We start from the raw sequence: 21553 nt of genomic DNA on the forward strand, positions 1-21553 counted from the left end.
CGTATCCGGCGGACTACCGGTGTTCGCGCCCCTGAGGCATGCGCTGCGCGCAGCCTCCCCTGGACGAGCGGAGCTCGTTTCAGGGGCGCGGGGAACTGCGCGAGAAGCGGCCACCGGCCGTCAGGAGGTCTTGGCCACCGCCCTGCCGATGCGGTCGGCGTCGCGGGCCATCTCGCGGAACATGCCGGAGATCGGGTTCGTGTAGCCCTGGAAGTAGAGGCCGGGCAGTGGATGGGGCGTGCGCGGGCGGCCGGTGCGCGGGTCCAGTACGTCGCCGAGGTGGCCGACGAGGTCCTCCAGACCCTGGCGGTAGCCGGTCGCGGCGATCACCGCGTCGGGGGTGATCCGGGTGCCGTCCGCCAGGACCACCGTGTCGCCGTCGAACGACTCGACGGCGCCCACCGGTTCGACCTTCCCGCGCTGGACCGCGTCGATGAGCCCGACGTCCTGCACCGGGATGGACCCCTCCCGCACCCGCGCGTACAGGCCCGTGTCCGGGCGCGGCAGCCCCTGGGCGGAGAGGTCCGGGACGCTCAACTTGCCGAGCGGCACGGCCAGTCGGTCCACCAGGGACACCGGGAGGCGGCGGCAGAGGATGCCGGTGAGCTGGGCGGGCCAGCCCAGCGTGGAGCGGCGCACGATGTGCGGGGCGGTGCGCACGGCGAGCCGGACCCGGGCGGCGCCGCCCTCGGTCAGGTCGACGGCGATCTCCGCGCCGGTGTTGCCGACGCCGACGACGAGGACGTCCTGTCCGGCGTAGGGGGCCGGATTGCGGTACTCGCTCGCGTGCAGGAGCCGGCCGGTGAACGTCGCCCTGCCGGGCCAGTCGGGCAGCCGCGGGGTGTGGTTGTAGCCGGTGGCGACGACGACGGCGTGCGCCGTCAGCTCGCGGCCGCCGCTGGCGCGCAGGTGCCAGCCGGTGCCGTCGGCGGTGCGGTCGACGCGTGTCACCTCGACGCCGGTCACCACCTCCAGATCGTGGAACTCGGCGTACTTCTCCAGGTACCGCACGACGTTGTCGCGGGAGACCCAGCGGCCGAAGCGGCGCGGGATGGGCAGGCCGGGCAGCGCGGACAGGCGGCGCGTGGTGTGCAGGTGGAGCCGGTCGTAGTGGGCGCGCCAGGAGGCCCCGACGCGGTCCGACTTCTCCAGCACGACGGCGCGTACGCCGTGGGCCCTGAGGCTCGCGGCCGCGGCGAGGCCGCCCGGGCCGCCGCCGATGACGTACACCGGAGGGCGCTCGTGGCTGCGGGCCGGCGTGGGATGGGCGTCGGTCATGAGCGGAGCGTAGATCGACGTTCCGTTTGATGGGGTCCGGTCAAAGAGGAAACCGGTTGCGGATTGATCACGGGGTGCCGGGGCCGTCCGCGCCCTTGCGGGCGAGGGGCGGATGCGGTGAACTGACGTACCGTCAGATACGCGAGGAGGGGCCGGACTTCATGGATGCGATGGGCCTCAGTGGGGCCGAGTGGCTCGCCGTGCTGCGGATCGGGCTCGGCCTGTGGTGGCTGGAGAGCTGGCGGCACAAGGACAAGAAGGGCTGGTTCGAGCGCGGCACCGGGATCGCGTGGGCCGCCGACGTCGCGGGCAAGCACCGGTGGAACGCCGTCCGGAGCGGCTTCGACGTCGTCGTGAAGCCACGGCCGAAGACCATGGCGTACGTGGTCGTGTACGCCGAACTCGCCCTGGGACTCGGCCTGGTGCTGGGATTCCTGACGCCGGTCGCGCTGGTGGGCGGGCTGCTCCTGAACCTCCTGTACTTCACGCTCATGATCCACGACTGGGCCGAGCAGGGGCAGAACGCGATGATGGGGCTGATCTCGGTCGTCGCGCTCGGCGCCGTGTCCTGGCAGACCTGGTCCCTCGACCACGCGATCGGACTGTTCTGATGGGCGCCTCGCCACCGCGCTTCGACCTGCCCGACGTCGACGCCTTCACCCGCCCCTACTGGGAGGCCGCCGCCGAGGGCACGTTGCTGCTGCGGCACTGCGCGGCGTGCGGGCGTGGGCACCACTATCCGCGCGAGTTCTGCCCGTACTGCTGGAGCGAGGACGTGCACTGGCGGCCCGCGTCGGGCCGGGCCACCCTCTACACCTGGTCCGTCGTGCACCGTAACGACCTGCCGCCCTTCGGCACCCGCACCCCGTACGTCGCCGCGGTCGTCGATCTCGCCGAGGGGCCGCGGATGATGACCGAGGTGGTGGAGTGCGGGGAGGCGGCGCTGCGGGTGGGGATGGAACTGGAGGTCTGCTTCCGCGCGGACGGCGATGGCGAGGGCAAGGGCGAGGGCGACGGCGGGGTGACGGTGCCGGTGTTCCGGCCGTGGGCGGGCGGGTAACTCGGGTGCGGGGTGCCGGGGGCGTCGCCATCATGGACGGATGACGCCGACGCCCGCGCAGCCCGCCGCCGGAACCTGGGAACTCACCACGGACCCGGCGGAGTTCGAGCGCGCCGCCGGACCTTATTTGCGCGCCGACCGGGCCCTGCACACCGTCCAGCTGAGCGTCACCGCGGGCCTGCTCGCCGGGGAGCCGAGGTTCGCCGGGGTGCGGCCGCGGTTCGGGGTGTGGCGGGTCGCGGGCGGGCGGGTCGCGGGGAGTTTTCTGTGGACGCCGCCGTCTCCCGCGGTGGTCGGCCCGCTCGGGCCCGGCGCCGCACGGTCCCTGGTCGCAGCGCTCGACGGCGAGGGCTGCTCCGCGGTGAACGGACCGGTGGAGGGTGCCCGTGCCGTCGCCGGCGCCTGGCTGGAGCGGCACCCGGGCGGCACGGTCGACGAGCGCGCGGCGCAGCGGCTGTACCGGCTCGACCGGCTGACCCCGCCCGACCCGGCGCCGGGGGGCCGGGCCCGGGTGGCCGGGGCGGCGGACCGGGCCCGCGTGGCGGGCTGGATCAAGGACTTCGGCGACGAGGCCCACGGGGGACTTCCCGGCGAGTTCACCGAGGAGCAGGCCCTGGCCTGGACCGACTCCCGGCTCCCGTACGGCGGGGTCACGCTGTGGGAGGTGGTCGACGGCACACCGGTGGCGATGGCCGCGGCCACCCGGCCCGCCGCCGGGAGCGTGCGCGTCGCCTCCGTCTTCACGCCGAAGGCGCATCGCGGCCGGGGCTACGCGGGGGCCGTCACGGCCGAGGTCAGCCGGGTCGCGGTGGAGCGGGGCGCCGACGAGGTGCTGCTCTTCACCGATCTGGCCAACCCGACGAGCAACGCCCTCTATCAGCGCCTCGGCTACCGCCCGGTGCGGGACTTCACCGTCCTGGCGTTCACCCCGCCGGTCACGGCCACAGCAGCTCCTTGACCCAACCGGAGTCCGCGCGGCGGTACCTGAGCCGCACATGGCGTCGCCGAGCGTCCCCCTGGAAGAACTCCACCTCGTCCGGCTGGAGCGCGTACGCCGTCCAGGACGCGACCGGGGCGTCCGGCTCGCGCTGTGCCCGCTCCCACGCCGCCTGCGACGCCCGGTCCAACTCCTCGACGGACGGCAGGACTTCGCTCTGGTGGCCGGTCAGCGCGGCGGCGAGCGCGCCGGTCGAGCGGGCGTGCAGGTCCGCGGCCGCGACCTCGGCGGGCGCCGTGCGGACGGGGCCGCGCACCCTGATCTGCCGTCCCTGCACCGGCCAGTAGAAGCCGAGCGCCGCGTACGGGCGGGCGGCGAGCTGGCGGCCCTTGGCGCTGCCGGCGTGCGAGGCGAAGGTCCAGCCGTCGGCCGTGTCGGCGCCGTGCAGCATCACCGTACGGACATCGGCCCGGCCCTCGGCGTCGGTGGTGGCGAGCGAGGGGGTGTGCGGCTCGGTCTGCCCGGCCGCCACGGCCGCCGCGAACCACTCCACGAACAGCGGCAGCGGCTCGGCCGGGGCGGCCCCGGGGTCGAAGGCGGGCAGCTCGGTGTCCCAGACGCGCAGGGACCGCAGCAGGGCTTGAAGGTCGGTCGTCATGGGGTGATTGTCCCCGCGATGCGGCCGCGCGACGGGCCCGCCACGGTGCCGCGGGGTCAGCGGACCACGTCGAAGACCTGCTTCTGCACCCCGTTCGCATACGCCTCCTGCTCCACGAGCCGCAGCTTGCGGGTGTCCTGGTCCGCGGTGCTGAACAGGCGCTTGCCCGCGCCGAGGAGCAGGGGGAAGACCAGCAGGTGGTAGCGGTCGATGAGGCCCGCGTCGGAGAGGGCGTGGTTCAGGGCGATGCTGCCGTGGACGATGACCGGACCGCCCTCGGTCTCCTTCAGCGCGGCCACCTCGTCGAGCGAGCGCAGGATCGTGGTCGGGCCCCAGTCGGAGACCAGCGCGTCCTCGGTGAGCGTGGTCGAGACGACGTACTTCGGCAGGTCCTTGTAGTCGCCGAACTCCTCCATGCCGGGCCACACCGGGCTGAACGCCTCGTAGCTGGCCCGGCCGAGCAGCATCGCCGCCGCTTCCTTCTGCTCCCGGCCCTTGATCTCGAAGGCCTCGGGCACGAACTCGATGTCCTTGAACGTCCAGCCGGCGTTGCGGTAGCCGCTCTCGCCGCCCGGGGCCTCCATCACGCCGTCGAGCGAGACGAAAGCGGTGCTGATGAGCGTACGCATGGGAGGTCTCCTGGTTTCTTCGGGTCGGTCGTCGTCCGTACGCCCATGATGACCGCGACCGACAAAGAAACTCATCGGTGAGAGCGCGGGCCGGTCATTCCCGGCCGAGCACCACCGTCCCCGACGAGCAGAACCAGCCACCCGTCCCGGACGCCACGGCGAGCGCGGGCAGCGAGCCGTCGGGCTTGCGCACCTGGTGGCCGCCCGCCGTTCCGCGCAGCTGCCGCACCGCCTCCACCAGCAGGAACAGTCCGCGCATCCCGGGGTGCTGGGCGGACAGGCCGCCGCCGTCGGTGTTCGTCGGCAGCTCTCCGTCGCGCAGCAGCCGGCCCTTCTCGACGAAGGCCCCGCCCTCGCCCTTGGCGCAGAAACCGAGGTCTTCGAGGGTCACCAGCGTCATGTACGTGAAGGCGTCGTAGATCTCCGCGACGTCGATCTCGGACGGCGACACCCCGGCCCGCTCGAAGGCGAGCCGCCCGCTGACCGCTGCGGGGGAGACCGTGAAGTCGTCCCACTCCGACATGGTGGTGTGCGAGACGTGCTCGCCCGAGCCGAGCACCCAGACCGGGGACGTCGCGCAGTCCGGCACCAGGTCCGCGGCGACCATCAGCACCGCCGCGCCGCCGTCGGAGCGGATGCAGCAGTGCAGCTTGGTGAACGGGTCGGCGATCATCGGCCCGGCGAGCACGTCGTCGACCGTGATCGGGTCGCGGAACATCGCGTCCGGGTTCGCCGCCGCGTTCTGCCGGGCCTGGACCGCGACCTGGGCGAGCTGGTCGAGCGTCGTCCCGTACTGGTGCATGTGGCGGCGGGCCGCCATCGCGTACTTGGCGATGAGCGTGTGCCCGTACGGGACCTCGAACTGGAGCGGGCCCCGGGAGCCGAACGACAGGTTCGAGGTGCGCCGCTTCGCCTTGATGTCGGCGCGGGCCGTCGAACCGTAGACCAGCAGGACGGCGCGGGCGTGCCCGGCGGCGATGGCGTCCGCCGCGTGCGCCGCCATCACCTCCCAGGTGGAGCCGCCGACCGACGTCGAGTCCACCCAACGGGGTTTGAGCCCCAGGTACTCGGCGACCTCGACCGGGGCGAGGGTGCCGAGTCCGGCGCTCGCGACCCCGTCGATCACGTCGGGGGTGAGTCCCGCGTCGGCCAGGGCCCTGCGGGCGGCCTGGGCGTGCAGGGCGTAGGGGGTGGCTTCGTCGACCCGGCCGCAGTCGGAGAGGGCGATGCCCGTGATGGCGACCTTGTGATGGGGGCCAGTCATAAATCTGACGGTACATCAGATTCGGGTTCACCGTCAGCCCCGCCAGGGGTACGGGGAACCGCGCCCCTGACGGGGTGCTTCGAAAGTCTGGGCATGCGCGGCGCCGGGCCTTAACATGACGCCCCGTCAGAAAGGGGCCCGCATGGACGCCACGTTCACCGAGGAACAGCAGGAGATCCGCCGTACCCTGCGCGAACTCACCACGAAACGCTGCACCCCGGACGACGTCAAAGCCGCCACCCGCACCCCGGCAGGCCACGACCTCGCCCTGTGGGGCGCACTCGGCACCGACCTCGGCCTGCCGGGCCTCGCGCTGCCCGAGCGGTACGGCGGGGTCGGCGCCACCGTCACCGAACTCTGTCTCGCACAGGAGGAGTTGGGCCGGGTCCTCGCGCCCTCCCCGCTCTTCGCGACCTGCGGGCTCGCCGCCCCGCTGATCGCCGCGCTCGGCACCGACGCCCAGCGGGACGCACTGCTCCCGGAGATCGCCGGCGGCCGCCTCGCCGCGGCCCTCGCCGTCCCCGGCACCGGCCTGGCCACGGCCCTCGGCCTGGTCGCGGAGAACACCGGCGACTGGGCCGGCGGCGGGCGCGCGGGCGGCGTCCAGGCCCGCCGGGCCCAGGGGAGCGAGGGCGGCTGGCACCTGTACGGGCAGGCCGAGCAGGTCCTCGACGGGCACAGCGCGGGCCTCCTCCTGGTCGCCGCGCACACCGGCGGCTTCGCCCGCTCCCGCACCCTGCTGTTCCTCGTGCGCGAGGGCGCCGCCGGACTCGTCCGCACCCGGCAGACCTCGCTCGACGAGACCCGGCCGCAGGCCCGCGTCGAACTGCGCGACGTGGCGGCGGAGTTGCTGGGCGAGGAAGGGGCCGACGTGCAGGCCGCGCTCGCCGCGGCCGGTGACACCGCCGCCACCCTGCTCGCCGCCGACGCCGTCGGCGCCGCCGACCGGGCCCTGGAGCGGACCGTCCAGTACGTCAAGGAGCGCGAGCAGTTCGGGCGGCCCATCGGCTCGTTCCAGGCGGTCAAGCACCGGCTCGCCGATGTGTACGTGACGGTGCAGGCGGCGCGCTCCGCCGCGTACTACGCCGCCTGGGCCGCGGGCGACCCCGGCGGCGAGCGGGCCGGAGCCCTCGCGCTCGCCCAGGCCCTGGAGGCGCTGCGCACCGCCGCCGCCGAGGCCGTCCAGCTGCACGGCGGCATCGGCTTCACCTGGGAGCACGACGCCCATCTCTATCTGAAGCGGGCCGCGGGCGACGAGCTGCTCTTCGGGCCCGTGCACCTGCTGCGGGCCCGCGCCGCGCAGAGCGCGGGACTGTTCGGCCCGGCCGCCGCGGTGAGCGCCTGATGGCGCCGCCGGGGCTCCGGCTCGTGCAGAAGGTGTCGTCGACCCGGACCTTCGCCCGGCTCGCGCCGCACGTCATCCCGGCCATGGACCGCGCCGTCCACCGGCTGACCAGGGGAAAAGTGCTGGTCAGCGCCCAGATGCTGCCCGGGGTCATCCTCACCGCGCGCGGCGCGAGGAGCGGCCTCGAACGGCGTACGCCGCTCGCCTGCATGCCCGAGGAGAGCGCGGACGGGCCGGGTACCTGGCTGCTGATCGGGTCGAACTTCGGACGGCCCGGACATCCGGCGTGGACGGCGAATCTGCTGGCCCACCCCGACGTCGAGATCAACTGGCGCGGGAAGGACATTCCGGTCACCGCGCGGCTGCTCAACTCGGCCGAGCGGGAGGAGGCTTGGGCGGCCGCCCTGAAGTTCTGGCCGCCGTACGCCGCGTATCAGGCCCGGATCGACCGGGAGATCAGGCTGTTCCGGCTGGAGCGGCGCACGCCCTGACGCGGACGTGCCGCGCACCGGACCCAAAGGCAACGGCGGCGGCTCACGCCGATGACGCGAACCGCCGCCGTGCGACAGGACCAGGGGGAGGGAGTGCCGCTACTTCGTCGGCTTCTTTCCGGTCACGCCCAGGTGGACCAACAGCGCCAGGTTCGGCTTCAGTTCGGCCTGCTTGACGCCCCAGGTCTGGAAGCCCCGCTGGTGCGAGGCGACCGCGGCGAGCATCGCGACGAGCGAGCCCGCCACGGCCGCCGGGCTCACGTCCTTGTCGACCTTGCCCTTGTCCTGAAGGTCCTTGACGGCGTCGGCAAGGGAGTTGTTCACCGAGTTCAGGATCTTCATGCGGATCTTGTAGAACCGCTTGTCGCCCTCGGCCGCACCGAGGTCGACGACGCGCAGGATCGCGTCATTCTTGCGCCAGAACTCCAGGAACCCGTCAACGAGTTCCTGCGCGGTCGCCCAGCCGGCCTTGCCGACCCAGGAGCGGTCGGCCACCAGGCCGGTCAACTCGGCCCCTTCGGCGGCCATTTGCTCGGCGATCTCCAGGACGGCGCCCTCGACGTCCGGGAAGTACTGGTAGAAGGTCGCGGGTGAAGTGCCCGCCTTTCGTGCGACATCAATGACTTTGACGTCCCGGTAGGGCGAGGAGCTGAGCATCTCGCCGAGGCATTCCAGCAGCTTCTGACGTGTTGCCTGACCACGCCGTCCGGCCACACGACCGTCGACGGTACGTACTTGTCCTGTCATGCCGTCAGCTTACCGAGGGGTGATCGGAGCGCGATCTGACCGACTGCAAATGGGGTTGGGGCCCACGAAACGGGACCGGTCACCGGTCGAAACCGGTACCCGGAGCGACCGGAATTGGCCATTCGTTCGAATGTGAACAGTGTGGCCCTGACCTGCGTCGCTAGCGTGCCGCCATGGCCCCCGTGCGCAGCGCGTTCCCGGAAGGCGCCCCGTGCTGGGCCGACGTCCAGCTGCCGGACGTCGAGACGGGCAAACGGTTCTACGGGGATCTCTTCGGCTGGACCTTCGACGAGGGCGCCGGGGCCGAGCGGGGCTACTACACGGCGGCGTACAGCGAGGACCGCGCCGTCGCCGCCCTCGCCCCGCTGTTCGGCGGCGGGGGACCGGCCTGGACCGTGCATTTCGCGGTCCGTGACGCCTACGCCACCGCCGCCCGGATCACCCGCTCCGGCGGCCGGGTGGTCACCGGACCGCTCTCCGTGGGCACGGCCGCCACCATGGCGCTGGTCACCGACCGTGACGGCGGGCTCTTCGGACTCTGGCAGGCGGGCAGCGACCTCGGCTTCGAGGTGACCGGGGAGCCGGCCGCCTTCTGCTGGACGGAACTGCTGGCACGGGACACCGCACGGGCCGACGTCTTCTACGAGAGCGTCTTCGCGTACGAGGCCGGGGGCTCCGCCGGAGGAACCGGCGACGCCGACGGACTGCGTCTCTGGGCGCCCGCCGGTACCGACCCCTCCCCGGCCACCGCGGTCGCCGGCCGCCGCTCCTCCCTCGGCACGCCGCTGACCGGGCGTTTTCTGGTCCACTTCGGCACCTCCGAGCTGGAGGCCACCACCGCCGACGCCCTCCGCCTGGGCGGCGAGATACGGGTGGCGGCGCACCCGACCGGGGCCGGACGGGTGACCGTGCTCGCCGACGACCAGGGCGCCCTGTTCGCCGTACGGGAGGTGTGAGACACCCCGATGTGCCCCCGGGTTCGCAACCGGGGCCCCGGACAGGAAGAATCGGGGTGCGTGCCGCCGTAGCGCTTCGGCGGTGAGACGCTGTCGGGGGCCGTGAGTGCGGTGGCCCCGTACGGGGAGGTGGCAGGCGAGTGGTGGATCAGCTGACGCAGCACGATCCGAGGCGGATCGGTCCGTTCGAGGTCCTGGGACGGCTCGGCGCGGGCGGCATGGGGCTGGTCTATCTGGCCCGCTCGGCCTCGGGCAGGCGCGTGGCGATCAAGACGGTGCGCACGGAGCTCGCCGAGGACCAGCTGTTCCGGGTCCGCTTCACGCGCGAGGTCGAGGCGGCCAGGGCGGTGTCCGGCTTCTACACGGCCGCCGTCGTCGACGCAGACCCGCGCGCGGCCGTGCCGTGGCTCGCCACCGCGTACGTCCCCGCGCCCTCCCTCGAGGAAATAGTGAATGAGTGCGGGCCGCTGCCGGCCCAGGCGGTGCGCTGGCTGGCGGCCGGCATCGCCGAGGCGCTGCAGTCCATCCACGGCGCGGGCCTGGTCCACCGCGACCTCAAGCCGTCGAACGTCCTCGTCGTCGAGGACGGCCCCCGCGTGATCGACTTCGGCATCGCGTCCGGGGTCTCCAACACCCGCCTGACCATGACGAACGTGGCGGTGGGCACCCCCGCCTACATGTCGCCCGAGCAGGCGAAGGACTCCCGCAGCGTCACCGGCGCCAGCGACGTCTTCTCGCTCGGCTCCACGCTGGTCTTCGCGGCGACCGGCCACGCGCCGTTCCACGGGGCGAACCCGGTGGAGACCGTCTTCATGCTGCTGCGCGAGGGCCCCGACGTGGACGGGCTGCCCGACGAGCTGAGTCCGCTGATCGAGGCCTGCATGAAGATGGAGGCGGGCCTGCGCCCGTCCCCGGCCGACCTCCAGGCCCAGCTCGCCCCGCACCTCTTCGGCTCCGGCAGCGACGACAGCGGCACCGCGTCCGCGTGGCTGCCCGAGCGGTCCGTCGCGCTGATCGAGTCGCGCCGCGGCAGCCGCACCGTGGTCCGCCCCCAGGCGTCCCGCGCCCCGGGCCCGATGCCCGCGATGCCGCCGCAGCCGCCCCCGTCACCCGTCTCGACCGACGGCTGGCGCGGTTCGCCCGCCGCGTCGCCGGTCGCCGCGCCCGTCGGGCCGGGCCGCGCCACCGACGGGCCGGTCCACCTGGCCGGGGCGCAGGTCCCGATCGGGCCGGGCCCCCGGGTCGCCGACGCCCGCGCCGCCGCCGTGCAGGCGCCGCCCGCCGAGTCGGGTCTCGCCGCGTCCTGGTCCCGCGGAAAGCCGTCCGTGAACGGTTCGGCCGACCCGGTGGTGCCCGCGCCCGCGCCCGCCCCGGAGGGCCCGCCCGGCTGGCGGCCGTGGCGGTTCCGCATGTCGAACGACGTGTGGGGCACCCCCAAGGTCGCCGGCGACCTGGTCTACGTCACCTCCTTCGAGGTGCACGCCCTCGACGTGGCCACCGGCCGCCGCCGCTTCAAGACCCGCGACGTCGCCTGGTCGCTGACCGTCGCCGACGGCATCATCCACGCCTCCGACGGGCCTACCCTGTGGGCGCTCGACGCCCGCGAGGGCTCCGACCTGTGGCGGCTCCAGACGGACGCCTGGGTCTACTCCGTCCAGGCCGACCACGGCACCGTCGTCACCGGCACCCGCGGCGGCGGCGCCCAGGCCCGCGAGGCCGTCAGCGGCGACCCGCTGTGGGAGCTCACCGGCTGCCAGACCGACTTCGAGACGCCCGAGGCGGGCCCCGTCGTCCACGAGGGCACCGTCTTCGTGTGGCAGGACGCGCGGCTGCGCGCCCTGGAGGCCAGGAGCGGCGAGGAGCGCTGGTCGTACCCGGTCGGCGACGCCGCGTCCTGCGGCGGGGTGCCGGTCCGGCTGACCCCGGCCGACGACGGCTGCGTGTACGTCGCCGCGGGCGCCCGGGTGCTGGCCATCGAGATCGCCTCGGGGCAGCTGCGCTGGCACTTCGAGGCGCCGGCCGTCTTCCTGAGCCCGCCCGCGTTCGTGCCCGGGCCCGCGGTCGCCGGCGGCGGTGTCTACCTCGTCGACCACCACGGCACGGTGTACGCGCTCGACGCCGCCGACGGCCGTGACCGCTGGCGCATCGCGACCGAGGCCAGGCCCGCGGCCGTCGACCCGGTCCTCGTCGCGCGCGGCCACGTCCACGTGGGCAGCGGGCAGGGGCTCTACACGCTGGACGCGGTGACGGGCACGCCGAAGTGGCGGTTCCAGGCCGGCGGCGAGATCGTCGGCTCCCCGGTCGTCGCCGACGGCCGGATCCACTTCGGCTCGACCGACCACCTCCTCTACACGCTGAAGGCGGACGACGGCCGGCTGCGCTGGAAGCTGGCGACCGGCGGCGAGATCACCGGAACGCCCGTCGTCACCGACGGCGTCGTCTACGCGTGCAGCAAGGACCGCTGTGTGTACGCGCTGGACGCGGAGAAGGGGACCGGCACCAGTCGTTAGCGCCTGAGGGGCGTCCCCGCGTGCCGTGCCGGGTATGGTGCCCGGCGTGATGACACGGGGACGCAGGATTCTGAAGCTGACGGCTGTCGCGGCCGTGGTGGTGCTCGCGCTGACGGGCTTCTCCAGGGGACACGGCCGCCACCACAGCAGCAGTGGCGGCGGGGGCGGGTGCAGCAGCTCGTCGCAGGACCACGACAGTTCGTCGAGCAGCACGTCGGGCGGAACGTCCGGATCCTCGCACTACGACGACGATGACGACGATTCCTACGGCAGCGGCGGCTCCACGTGGCGGCCGCGCCACCGCTCCACGCCGTCGCCGACGGGCAGCGGCAGCTCCGTGCGGGAAGGCACCGCGCGCCTGATCACCTGCGCCACGGCCACGGCGCGGTACGCCACCGTCGAGGTCACCAACCCCAACGGCAAGGCCGTGCGCTTCGATGTCCACGTCGCCTTCATCGACTCCTCCGGCGGCACGGTCAACGCGCTCTTCCACGAGGTCAAGGTCCCGGCGAACGGGAAGGTCACCACGAAGGTGCCGGTCGGCGGCGACCGCCCGGACGCCGTGGTGGACCACTGCGAGGTCGACCCCGAGGCGCTGCTGCACACCTAACGCGTCGTATGGCCGCCCTGCACACGGGAGTTGAACAGCTCCGCCTGATGGTCCGGCGGCAGATTGCCGAGGGCGATCAGGTGCGGTGCCTGTGCGAAGGCCCGCTCGCGGGCCGCCTCCGTCGCCGCCCACACCGCCCGCACGGTGCCCTGCACCGCCTCGGTGGGGTGCGCGGCGACGGTCTCCGCGCAGCGCACCGCCGCCGCCAACGCGGCGCCGGGCGCGGTGACTTCGGCGACCAGGCCGGTCTCGTACGCCCGCCGGGCCGACATCCGCTCCGCCGACCCCATCAGCGCGAGGCGCGCCACCTCGCCCGGCGGCATGCGCTGGGCCAGATGGATCGCCTCGTACGCGCTGACCATGCCGTACGTGGTGTGCGGGTCGAAGAACGTCGCCGTCTCGTCGGCGACGACGAACTCCGCCTCGCCCAGCAGGTAGAACGCGCCGCCGCACGCCATCCCGTTCACCGCCGCGATCACCGGCTTCCACAGGTCGTTGGCCTTCGGGCCGACCGTGAGGAGCGGATCGTCCATCGAGTACGGGGACGAGGGCTGCGGGACGTCCAGGCCGCGGTCGATGCCCGTGCAGAAGGCGCGCTCGCCCGCGCCGGTGAGCACGACGGCCCGGACTCCGTCGTCGTGCCGGAACTCCCGCCAGGCGGCGACGAGTTCGGTGATCGTCGCGGCGTCCAGGGCGTTGTGGCGGTGCGGGCGGTCCAGGGTGACCACGGCCACCCCGGTCTCCTTGTCGCGGGTCACGTCCACGGTCATGGCCGCTCCAGGACCCAGCGGGGGAGGTGCACGCCGTCGATCTCCGTGAACACTGCCTGGACCTTGGCGCCGATCCGCAGCCGGTCCTGGGGGACCGAGTTCAGCGGGGCGTCGGCCGTGGCGACCAGGTTGCCGACCAGGCGGATGCGGGGGGCTTCGGCGAGTTCGACGATGATCGCGTTGTAGGGGGCCAGGGCGGCGTAGGCCGGGAGCAGGGGCGGGTGCGGGATCACGTACGACCAGATGCGGCCCTTGCCGCTCATCCTGCGCCACTCGGAGTCGAAGGACTGGCAGTGCGGGCAGCAGGGGCGGGGCGGGAAGCGGAGTTCTCCGCAGTCGGGGTCGGCGCAGGCCTGCATGCGCAGTTCGCCCCGGGCGGCGTAGTCCCAGAAGGGGGCGCCGTCGTCGTCCGGTACGGGGGCGAGCAGGTGGTGGTCGGTCGTCGCGTCTGCCATGTGCGGTTCCTCTCCGAGTGCCGGTCTCGTCGTGGCTGGTCGCGCAGTTCCCCGCGCCCCTGGCGGGGCGCTTTCGTGCCCCCGTCTTGGGCAATCTGCCGCCAAGGGCGGCAGGGTGGGCAAGGCGGCCCCCCAGCGCCGGGTGCGCGTCCGGGCTAGTTCCGCAGCAGCACTGCTGAGGTCGGGACGCCCTCGCCCGCCGTCACCAGGCACGTCCGTGCGTCCGGGACCTGGGCCGTGCTGATGCCGCGGAGCTGCTTCACGCCCTCGTTGATCAGGTTGAAGCCGTGGACGTAGGCCTCCGAGAGGCCGCCGCCGCCCGTGTTGACGGGGAGGCGGCCGCCGATCTCCAGGGCGCCGCCCTCGGTGAAGGCGCCGCCCTCGCCGCGGCCGCAGAACCCGTAACCCTCCAGGGACAGCGGGATGAGCGGGGTGAACGCGTCGTAGATCTGGGCCACGTCCACGTCGTGCGGGGTGAGGTCGGAGTTCTTCCACAGGTGGCGGGCCGCCGTCCAGGCGGGGCCGGTGAGCGGGTCGTCGTTCCAGTAGTTGACCATGCCGTGGTGCTGGGCGGGCAGCCCCTGCGCGGCGGCGTGGATGTAGACCGGCTTGTGGCGCAGATCGCGGGCGCGCTCGGCGGAGACGATGACGCAGGCCAGCGCGCCGTCCGTCTCCAGGCAGTTGTCGAAGAGGCAGAGCGGCTCGCTGATCCAGCGGGCGTTCATGTACATGTCCCGGGTCAGCGGGCGCTCGTACATCATGGCGGCCGGGTTCTGGTTGGCCCGGTTGCGGCAGGCGAGGGCGACGTTGAAGAGGTGGTCGCGGGTGGCGCCGTACTCGTGCATGTAGCGGCGGGCCAGCATGCCGATCTCGTCGGCGGGGCGGAGCAGTCCGAAGGGCCGCGTCCACTGGGCGGGGGTGGGGAGCTGGACGGCGGTGTTCTTCCAGGGGCGCGGGCCGCTGCCGCGTTTGCGCGAGCGCCAGGCGACGCCCACGCTCGCCTGGCCGGTGGCGACCGCGGCGGCGAGATGGGCGATCGTCGCGCACGAACCGCCGCCGCCGTAGCCGACCTTGGAGAAGAAGGTGACGTCGCCCGCGCCGACGGCCTTGGCGACCTCGACCTCGTCGGTCTCCTCCATCGTGTACGAGGCGAAGGCGTCCACCTCGGACGCGGCGAGGCCCGCGTCGTCCAGGGCGGCCAGGATCGCCCGGCACGCCAAGGTCTTCTCGGATTCGGGGAGTTGCTTCGCGAAGGCCGTCTGTCCTATGCCGGCGATGGCTGTCGCGTCCTTGAGGCTGCTCACCATGGCACTCCCACCTGTGCACCTGGATCTCTGGGCTGACAGCGCGTCAGGCTACAGCTAATCTGACGGATAGTCAGCTACGGGTCGGGTACGGCGTTGTGGGAGGTCGGTCGATGAACGCGGAGACGTGGGGCACCATCCCGGGACTGATCAGGGACGCGGTCGAGCGGTACGCCGGACGGGAGGCCGTGGTCGACGGACGCACCCGGATCACGTACGCCGAGCTCGGGGCGCGCGTCGAACGGGCGGCGGCGGCCTGCGTGGCCTCCGGCGTCGAACCCGGCGACCGGGTCGCCCTCTGGGCCCCCAACACCCTGGACTGGATCGTCTCCGCGCTCGGCGCGGTCAGCGCGGGCGCCGTCCTCGTGCCGCTGAACACCCGCTTCAAGGGCGCCGAGGCCGCCGACGTCCTCGCCCGCTCCCGGGCCCGGCTGCTCTTCGTCACCGGCACCTTCCTCGGCACCTCCTACGTCGCCTCGCTGCGCCGCGCCCAGGAGGCGGGTGCCGAACTCCCGCACCTGGACGAGGTGGTGGTCCTCGCCGACACCGCGCCCGACGCACCCGGCTACCGGACGTGGAAGGAGTTCCTCGCGGCCGGCGAGAAGGTGGCGGCCCAGGAGGTGACCGAGCGCGCGAGCGCGATCGCGGCCTCGTCGCCCTCCGACATCATCTTCACCTCGGGCACCACGGGACGCCCCAAGGGCGCCGTCATCAGCCACGAACAGACGTTGCGCGGCTACGAGATCTGGGCGGACCTCGCCGGACTGCGCGAAGGGGACCGCTATCTGATCGTGAACCCCTTCTTCCACACCTTCGGCTACAAGGCCGGCGTCATCGCCTGCCTGATGCGCGGCGCGACGATGATCCCGCAGCCCGTCTTCAACGTGGACACGGTGCTCGCCAACATCGCCGCCGAGCGCATCTCCGTCCTCCCCGGCCCGCCCACCCTGCACCAGTCGCTGCTCGACCACCCGGCCCGCGACGCCCACGACCTGTCGGCGCTGCGCGTGGTGGTGACCGGGGCGGCCGTGGTGCCGCTGCGCCTGGTCGAGCGGCTGCGCGGCGAACTGCACGTCGCCACCGTCCTGACCGCCTACGGGCTCACCGAGGCCAGCGGCATCGTCACCATGTGCCGCCGCGGCGACGCCCCCGAGACGATCGCGTCGACCTCGGGCCGGGCGATCCCCGGCACCGAACTGCGGGTGGCGGCGGCGCCCGGCGAACCCGGCGAGGTCCTCGTCCGCGGCTTCAACGTCATGCGGGAGTACTTCGAGGACGCCGCCGCCACCCGTGAGGTCATCACCGAGGACGGCTGGCTGCACACCGGCGACGTCGGCGTCCTCGACGACGACGGCAACCTGCGGATCACCGACCGGATCAAGGACATGTTCATCGTCGGCGGCTTCAACGCCTACCCCGCCGAGATAGAGCAACTGCTCGGCGTCCACCCCGACGTGGCCGACGTGGCCGTGGTCGGCGTCCCCGACGGACGGCTCGGCGAGGTCGGCAAGGCGTACGTCGTGCGGCGGCCGGGCTCCGTGCTCACCGGCGACGACCTCATCGCGTGGGCCCGGCGGGAGATGGCCAACTACAAGGTGCCCAGGGCGGTCCAGTTCGTCACGGACCTGCCGCGCAACGCCTCCGGCAAGGTGGTCAAGCAGGAGCTGCGGGCGGGCTGAGCCGCCCGGTGTCCAGGTCCACCACCAGGTCCGCCCGGTCGCGGCCCGGGGCCACCCTGCGGGCGTTCGCCTCGTCCGAGCGCTCCACCCACGCGCGCGCCTCGGCCGGGGACTTGCCGAACTCCACGTGCCGCGCGACCAGCCGCTCCACCCGCACCGTGTCGTCGACCGCCACCCACCACACCTCGTCGAGGCGCGGGCGGACCGCCGTCGACCAGGGCTCCTCGTCGAGCAGGAGGTAGTTCCCCTCGGTCACGACCAGCGGGATCTCCGGTGCCACCGGCAGCGCGCCCGCCAGCGGCTGTTCGAGCTCCCGCTCGAAGGACGGCGCGTAGACCGTCTCGCCGGGGCGCGGCGCCCGGAGCCGGTCGAGGAGGGCGCCGTACCCGTACGCGTCGAACGTGTCCGGGGCGCCCTTGCGGTCCGCGCGGCCCAGCCGGCGCAGCTCCGTGTCGGCGAGATGGAAGCCGTCCATGGGGACCAGCACCGCGCTGTCGCCGAGCGCGCGGACCACGGACCCGGCGAGGGTGGACTTCCCGGCGCCGGGCGGCCCGGCGATGCCGAGCACGCGGCGCGGGCCCCGGGACACGAGGGCTCGCGCGCGGGCGGCCAGTTCATCGACGTACGGCATGGGGCGAGCCTTTCACGGCCGTCATCACCGCGGGCGTCACCACTGGACGGCGTTGTCCAGGTCCTGCTGCCAGTACGTGACCTTCAGGGAGTCGTCGATGTACGCGCCGTCGGCGGGCAGCGCCGGGTGGGCGGTCGCGGGCAGCGAGCCGCTCATGGAGCGGGGCTGGAACATGACCTCCAGGCTCTTCTCGGTGTGGCCGTGCTTGCCGCTGCCGTCGGCGGCGGACAGCAGCACCGCCGCGTACCCGGACTCACCGGGGTTCAGCGTGACCACGGCCTGCGGCTTGGAGTCCTCGACGACCGGCGGAACCGACTGGGCCTCGCCGAAGCGGACGACCGGGTAGCCGTACAGGTAGCAGGGCTTGCCGCCGGTGTTGGTGACCGTGAGCAGCATGTGGTTGACGGGCCGGGTGAGCGGGGCCGCGACCGTCCTGGTGTTGGCGCCGGAGCAGGTGACCGGCTTCGCGGCGGCCGCCGAACGCGCCGGGGTCTTCGCCGTGGTGCCGCCCGATGTCTTCGACGACGTACCGGAGCCGGAGCCGGAGCCGCTGCCGGAGTCCGAGCCGGACGTCGCTTCGTCGCCCGCCGGGGCCTTCGACGCCCCCTTGGAATCGGTGGAGGAGGACGCCGTGGGGGCGGAGGCGGCCGGCGCGCCCTCGTCCTTGACGCCCGATCCGTCGTTGCAGGCGGTGAGCGAGAGCGCGGCGATCGCGACGGTCGCGGCGGCGGTCAGCAGACGGGTGCGGGAGGTGCGGATGCTGGTCATCGCTTGAGCCCCTTGGGAGTTCGGGTCGGTGTGGTGCTTGGATGACCCAGAGCCTGCGGGGTGATCCGTCCCAGGTGCCACGACTCACCGGAAGTTCGGCACGCTGGAACGCTGAAACGGGCTCTGACCTGGGGGAACACCGGTCCCCTGGAACGCCGGAATGGGACGCGGGGGCATGGAGGAACGGGTGTCTGGAGACGGGTTCGCGCAGCTGCTGCGGGAGTTGAAGGACCGTTCGGGGCTGAGCTACGGCACGCTGGCGAAGCGGCTGCACATGAGTACGTCGACCCTGCACCGCTACTGCAACGGCACCGCGGTGCCGGCCGAGTACGCGCCGGTGGAACGGCTCGCGCGGCTCTGCAAGGCCGGCCCCGAGGAGCTGGTGGAGCTGCACCGGCGGTGGATCCTGGCGGACGCGGCGCGGGGACGAAAAGCAGACCCCGCCCCCGCGCCCGAACCCGTACCGGAGCCGGACGAGGAGGTCGTCGCGCCCCCCGGTCCCGCCGCCGCATCCCGCAGGCGCACCGCCGTCATCGCGGGCATCGCGGTCGCCGCCGTCACCGGGGCCGTCGTGCTCGCCGTGAACCTCGGCGGCGGGGGCGGCGACGCGGACCGGCAGCGGGCGGCCGGGGCCACGGCCGACGGGCGGACCGGCGCGGAGCGCGACCCGTCGGCGTCCGCCACGCGGTCACCCTCCGCGAGCCCCTCCGAGAAGTCGAAGCCATCGGCGAGCACGACCGCGTCGTCGTCCTCCGCCGAGGCCGGTGGCGACACCAAGGCCCCGGACGGCGGCGCCGCCGCCCCGCTGAGCGTCAATACCCGCCCCTACGTCTACGACAGCCCGTGCAGCCAGCACTTCCTCGTCGACAGCGAACCGGCCCAGGTCGGACCGCCCGCCGGCGAACAGGACGCGACCCGCTGGGCCGCCGCCTACGGCGCCGTCTCCTCGGGCGAGCAGGAGGTCGCGCTCACCGTCCAGGGCACCGGCGCGCAGACCGTCGTCCTGGAGGCGCTGCGCGTCCGCGTCGTCTCCAAGTCGGCGCCGCTCGCCTGGAACGACTACTCGATGGGCGTCGGCTGCGGCGGCGGCGTCGACACCAAGTCCTTCGACGTCGACCTGGACGACGGCAGCCCCGCCGTCACCGTCAAGGGCGGCCAGCGCGACTTCCCCTACAAGGTGAGCGAGTCCGACCCGGAGGTCTTCTACGTCGTCGCCCACACCAAGGCGCACGACGTGCGCTGGGAACTCACCCTCGAATACTCCAGCGGGGGCCGGCGCGGCACCGTACGCGTCGACAACAGCGGCACCCCGTTCCGCACCAGCGCGGACGTCGGCCGCCCCGGCTACGACTATCCCCTCGGCGGCGGCGAATGGATCGAGCGCCAGGAACAGCGGTAGGGCCGGGACGGCCGGGCGTACGTCGCGGTCAGAGCTTCTCGGGGGTACGGATCCCGAGGAGCGCCATGCCCTGGTGCAGGGTGCGGGCCGTGAGGTCGCACAGCAGCAGCCGGTTCTCGACGACCTCCTGCGCCGGGCGCGGCTTGACCACCGGGCACTGGTCGTAGAACGTCGTGAACAGCGACGCCAGCTGGTACAGGTACGCGGCCAGCTTGTGCGGCGCGTACTCGGCGGCGGCCTCGTAGACCAGATCGCCGAACGCGTCCAGGTGCAGGCCGAGCGCCCGCTCCGCCGGGGCGAGTACGAGCTCCGGGTGCGCGACGGGCTCCGCGGAGTCGCCCGCCTTCCGCAGGATCGACTTGATCCGCGCGTACGCGTACTGCAGGTACACGCTGGTGTCGCCGTTCAGCGACACCATCTGGTCCAGGTCGAACTTGTAGTCCCGGTTCGCCGACGTCGACAGGTCCGCGTACTTCACGGCGCCGATGCCGACGTACCGGCCGTTCTCGACGATCTCCTGCTCGGTCAGGCCCACCTTCTCGGCCTTCTCCCGCACGACCGCGGTCGCCCGCTCGACGGCCTCGTCCAGCAGGTCCTCGAGCCGCACGGTCTCGCCCGCACGCGTCTTGAAGGGCTTGCCGTCGGCGCCGAGCACCGTGCCGTAGCCCATGTTGTGCGCGGTGACCTCGTCGCTGAGCCAGCCCATCCGGCGGGCCGCCTCGAAGACCATCTTGAAGTGCAGCGACTGCCGTACGTCCACGACGTAGAGCAGCGACGTGGCGTGCAGGTCGGTGACCCGGTTGCGGATCGCGGACAGGTCGGAGGCCGCGTAGCCGAAGCCGCCGTCCTTCTTCTGCACGATCAGCGGCACCGGCTCGCCGTCCTTGCCGCGGATCTCGTCGAAGAACACGACGAGCGCGCCGTCCGAACGCACCGCGACACCCGACTCCTCCAGGAGCCGCGCCGTCTCCGGCATCAGGTCGTTGTACGCCGACTCGCCGACGATCTCGTCGTCCCGGATCTCCATGTCGAGCTTCTCGAAGACCGAGTAGAAGTAGACCTTCGACTCGTCGACGAACCGCTGCCACAGGTCGAGGGTCTCCTTGTCGCCGCTCTGCAGCGCGACGACCCGCTTCCTGGCCCGCTCCTTGAACTCCTCGTCGGAGTCGAACACGGCACGCGACGCCTTGTAGATCCGGTTCAGGTTCGACATGGCCTGCTCGCCGTCGGCCTCGTCGGCCGGGGCCAGCTCGGCCGGGTGCTCGGTCAGGTACTGGATGAGCATGCCGAACTGGGTGCCCCAGTCGCCGATGTGGTGCCGGCCGATCGTCCGCTCGCCGGTGAAGTCGAGCATGCCGCGCAGGGCGTCGCCGATCACCGCGGAACGCAGGTGGCCGACGTGCATCTCCTTCGCCACGTTCGGCTGCGCGTAGTCGATGACCGTGAGGCCCGGGGCGTCCTTCGTGGGCACGCCGAGCCGGTCGCCGTCGGCGGCGCGCGCCGCGAGCGTCTCGGTGATCGCCTTGTCGGTCACCGTCACGTTCAGGAAGCCGGGGCCCGAGACCTCGACGTCGGCGAGCAGATCACCGGTGACGATCTTCTCGACGACCTGGGCGGCCAGCTCCCGCGGGTTCGCCTTCGCCTTCTTGGCGAGGGCCAGCATCCCGTTGGCCTGGTAGTCGGCCCGGTCGCTACGTCGCAGCAGCGGGTCCGCGCCGCTCGCCTCCGGCAGGGCCGAGGTGAGGGCGTCGGCGAGACGCTGGTGGACGCTGGCGGTGATGGACGTGACCGAGGCCATGGGTAAGGGCTGCCGTTCTGGTCGGGGCTGATTTCAGAGTCCCGCTCAGTATCCCACGGGGCCGCAAAGGGGTTTCCCGGTCTCGTGGCCGGGTGCCGGCCGGTGGGGCTTCTCGCGCAGTTCCCCGCGCCCCTGAAACGAGCTCCGCTCGTCCAGGGGAGGCTGCGCTCAGGCGGTGCGTTACGCATATCGGCACGGGCTTGCGAACCTTCCGGAAACTAACCGCATTTCGCCATCACCTAATGGGGTGAACGACTTGTGAGC

At 73.0% G+C, this 21553-nt stretch carries 21 protein-coding genes; 10 read left to right on the forward strand and 11 right to left on the reverse strand.

Annotation, left to right across the window (positions count from 1 at the left end):
- Positions 1 to 120: 120 nt before the first annotated feature.
- Positions 121 to 1278 (reverse strand): NAD(P)/FAD-dependent oxidoreductase, encoded by a 1158-nt coding sequence (locus ABZ930_RS39350; protein ID WP_361559669.1) that lies wholly within the window; start codon positions 1276 to 1278, stop codon positions 121 to 123.
- A 161-nt stretch (positions 1279 to 1439) separates the two neighbouring features.
- Here ABZ930_RS39350 and ABZ930_RS39355 point away from each other — a divergent pair, with 161 nt between their 5' ends.
- The 3 genes from ABZ930_RS39355 to ABZ930_RS39365 are packed head-to-tail and all read left to right on the forward strand — an operon-like array spanning position 1440 to position 3296.
- A complete protein-coding gene (locus ABZ930_RS39355; RefSeq protein WP_361559672.1) occupies positions 1440 to 1889 on the forward strand; it encodes a DoxX family protein in 450 nt (149 codons plus the stop codon).
- Positions 1889 to 2338: an OB-fold domain-containing protein gene (locus tag ABZ930_RS39360; protein WP_361559675.1), complete on the forward strand. Its 450-nt coding sequence runs from the start codon at positions 1889 to 1891 to the stop codon at positions 2336 to 2338. The genes ABZ930_RS39355 and ABZ930_RS39360 overlap by 1 nt, the downstream gene beginning before the upstream one ends.
- Before the next feature lie 40 nt (positions 2339 to 2378).
- Positions 2379 to 3296: a GNAT family N-acetyltransferase gene (locus ABZ930_RS39365; protein WP_361559678.1), complete on the forward strand. Its 918-nt coding sequence runs from the start codon at positions 2379 to 2381 to the stop codon at positions 3294 to 3296.
- Here ABZ930_RS39365 and ABZ930_RS39370 read toward each other — a convergent pair.
- The 3 genes from ABZ930_RS39370 to ABZ930_RS39380 form a co-directional block, all read right to left on the reverse strand.
- Positions 3274 to 3933 carry a pyridoxal 5'-phosphate synthase gene (locus ABZ930_RS39370; protein WP_361559681.1) on the reverse strand — a complete coding sequence of 220 codons (660 nt, stop codon included), beginning with the start codon at positions 3931 to 3933 and terminating at the stop codon, positions 3274 to 3276. The two genes, ABZ930_RS39365 and ABZ930_RS39370, sit on opposite strands and share 23 nt — an antisense overlap.
- Positions 3934 to 3989: 56 nt before the next feature.
- Complete coding sequence (locus ABZ930_RS39375; protein WP_361559684.1) at positions 3990 to 4562, reverse strand: dihydrofolate reductase family protein; 573 nt, start codon at positions 4560 to 4562, stop codon at positions 3990 to 3992.
- 94 nt (positions 4563 to 4656) lie between these two features.
- Entirely contained in the window at positions 4657 to 5826 is a 1170-nt protein-coding gene (locus ABZ930_RS39380; RefSeq protein WP_361559687.1) for an acetyl-CoA acetyltransferase, read from the reverse strand.
- Positions 5827 to 5968: 142 nt separating this feature from the next.
- On the opposite strand from ABZ930_RS39380, the gene ABZ930_RS39385 reads away from it, so the two are divergent.
- Together ABZ930_RS39385 and ABZ930_RS39390 are read left to right on the forward strand one after the other, a co-directional pair.
- Positions 5969 to 7171: an acyl-CoA dehydrogenase family protein gene (locus tag ABZ930_RS39385; protein WP_361559690.1), complete on the forward strand. Its 1203-nt coding sequence runs from the start codon at positions 5969 to 5971 to the stop codon at positions 7169 to 7171.
- Positions 7171 to 7662, forward strand: a complete 492-nt coding sequence (locus ABZ930_RS39390; protein ID WP_361559693.1) for a nitroreductase family deazaflavin-dependent oxidoreductase — start codon at positions 7171 to 7173, stop codon at positions 7660 to 7662. Before ABZ930_RS39385 ends, ABZ930_RS39390 begins: the two co-directional genes overlap by 1 nt.
- A gap of 99 nt (positions 7663 to 7761) precedes the next feature.
- On the opposite strand, the gene ABZ930_RS39395 is transcribed toward ABZ930_RS39390, so the two are convergent.
- On the reverse strand, positions 7762 to 8409 hold the full coding sequence (locus ABZ930_RS39395; protein ID WP_361559696.1) for a TetR family transcriptional regulator: 648 nt from the start codon (positions 8407 to 8409) through the stop codon (positions 7762 to 7764).
- Between the two features lie 173 nt (positions 8410 to 8582).
- On the opposite strand from ABZ930_RS39395, the gene ABZ930_RS39400 reads away from it, so the two are divergent.
- The 3 genes from ABZ930_RS39400 to ABZ930_RS39410 all read left to right on the forward strand — a co-directional run bounded on the left by ABZ930_RS39400 (position 8583) and on the right by ABZ930_RS39410 (position 12485).
- A complete protein-coding gene (locus ABZ930_RS39400) occupies positions 8583 to 9365 on the forward strand; it encodes a VOC family protein (protein ID WP_361559699.1) in 783 nt (260 codons plus the stop codon).
- 140 nt (positions 9366 to 9505) lie between these two features.
- Positions 9506 to 11875: a PQQ-binding-like beta-propeller repeat protein gene (locus tag ABZ930_RS39405; RefSeq protein WP_361559702.1), complete on the forward strand. Its 2370-nt coding sequence runs from the start codon at positions 9506 to 9508 to the stop codon at positions 11873 to 11875.
- 49 nt (positions 11876 to 11924) lie between these two features.
- The gene (locus tag ABZ930_RS39410; RefSeq protein WP_361559729.1) at positions 11925 to 12485 is read left to right on the forward strand and encodes a hypothetical protein; all 561 of its coding nucleotides are present in this window, start codon (positions 11925 to 11927) and stop codon (positions 12483 to 12485) included.
- Here ABZ930_RS39410 and ABZ930_RS39415 read toward each other — a convergent pair.
- From ABZ930_RS39415 to ABZ930_RS39425, 3 genes are all read right to left on the reverse strand, one after another.
- Positions 12482 to 13255, reverse strand: a complete 774-nt coding sequence (locus ABZ930_RS39415) for an enoyl-CoA hydratase/isomerase family protein (RefSeq protein WP_361559705.1) — start codon at positions 13253 to 13255, stop codon at positions 12482 to 12484. The genes ABZ930_RS39410 and ABZ930_RS39415 overlap by 4 nt on opposite strands.
- Positions 13252 to 13710 (reverse strand): OB-fold domain-containing protein, encoded by a 459-nt coding sequence (locus ABZ930_RS39420; protein ID WP_361559708.1) that lies wholly within the window; start codon positions 13708 to 13710, stop codon positions 13252 to 13254. The genes ABZ930_RS39415 and ABZ930_RS39420 overlap by 4 nt, the downstream gene beginning before the upstream one ends.
- 155 nt (positions 13711 to 13865) lie before the next feature.
- Positions 13866 to 15017 (reverse strand): lipid-transfer protein, encoded by a 1152-nt coding sequence (locus tag ABZ930_RS39425; protein WP_361559711.1) that lies wholly within the window; start codon positions 15015 to 15017, stop codon positions 13866 to 13868.
- A gap of 110 nt (positions 15018 to 15127) precedes the next feature.
- Here ABZ930_RS39425 and ABZ930_RS39430 point away from each other — a divergent pair, with 110 nt between their 5' ends.
- Positions 15128 to 16693 (forward strand): FadD3 family acyl-CoA ligase, encoded by a 1566-nt coding sequence (locus ABZ930_RS39430; RefSeq protein WP_361559714.1) that lies wholly within the window; start codon positions 15128 to 15130, stop codon positions 16691 to 16693.
- Here the strand turns inward: ABZ930_RS39430 and ABZ930_RS39435 are convergent.
- Both ABZ930_RS39435 and ABZ930_RS39440 read right to left on the reverse strand, forming a co-directional pair.
- Positions 16668 to 17324 carry a nucleoside/nucleotide kinase family protein gene (locus ABZ930_RS39435; RefSeq protein WP_361559717.1) on the reverse strand — a complete coding sequence of 219 codons (657 nt, stop codon included), beginning with the start codon at positions 17322 to 17324 and terminating at the stop codon, positions 16668 to 16670. The two genes, ABZ930_RS39430 and ABZ930_RS39435, sit on opposite strands and share 26 nt — an antisense overlap.
- Positions 17325 to 17360: 36 nt before the next feature.
- A complete protein-coding gene (locus ABZ930_RS39440; protein WP_361559720.1) occupies positions 17361 to 18092 on the reverse strand; it encodes a DUF4232 domain-containing protein in 732 nt (243 codons plus the stop codon).
- A gap of 175 nt (positions 18093 to 18267) precedes the next feature.
- Between ABZ930_RS39440 and ABZ930_RS39445 the strand changes: the two genes are divergently transcribed.
- Entirely contained in the window at positions 18268 to 19491 is a 1224-nt protein-coding gene (locus ABZ930_RS39445; RefSeq protein ID WP_361559723.1) for a helix-turn-helix transcriptional regulator, read from the forward strand.
- A 28-nt stretch (positions 19492 to 19519) separates the two neighbouring features.
- On the opposite strand, the gene argS is transcribed toward ABZ930_RS39445, so the two are convergent.
- Positions 19520 to 21289, reverse strand: coding sequence for an arginine--tRNA ligase (gene argS / locus ABZ930_RS39450; protein ID WP_361559726.1), 1770 nt, complete (start codon positions 21287 to 21289; stop codon positions 19520 to 19522).
- Positions 21290 to 21553 lie beyond the last annotated feature (264 nt).

Origin of the sequence: Streptomyces sp. NPDC046716 (assembly GCF_040645755.1) — a bacterium.
GTDB lineage: Bacteria > Actinomycetota > Actinomycetes > Streptomycetales > Streptomycetaceae > Streptomyces.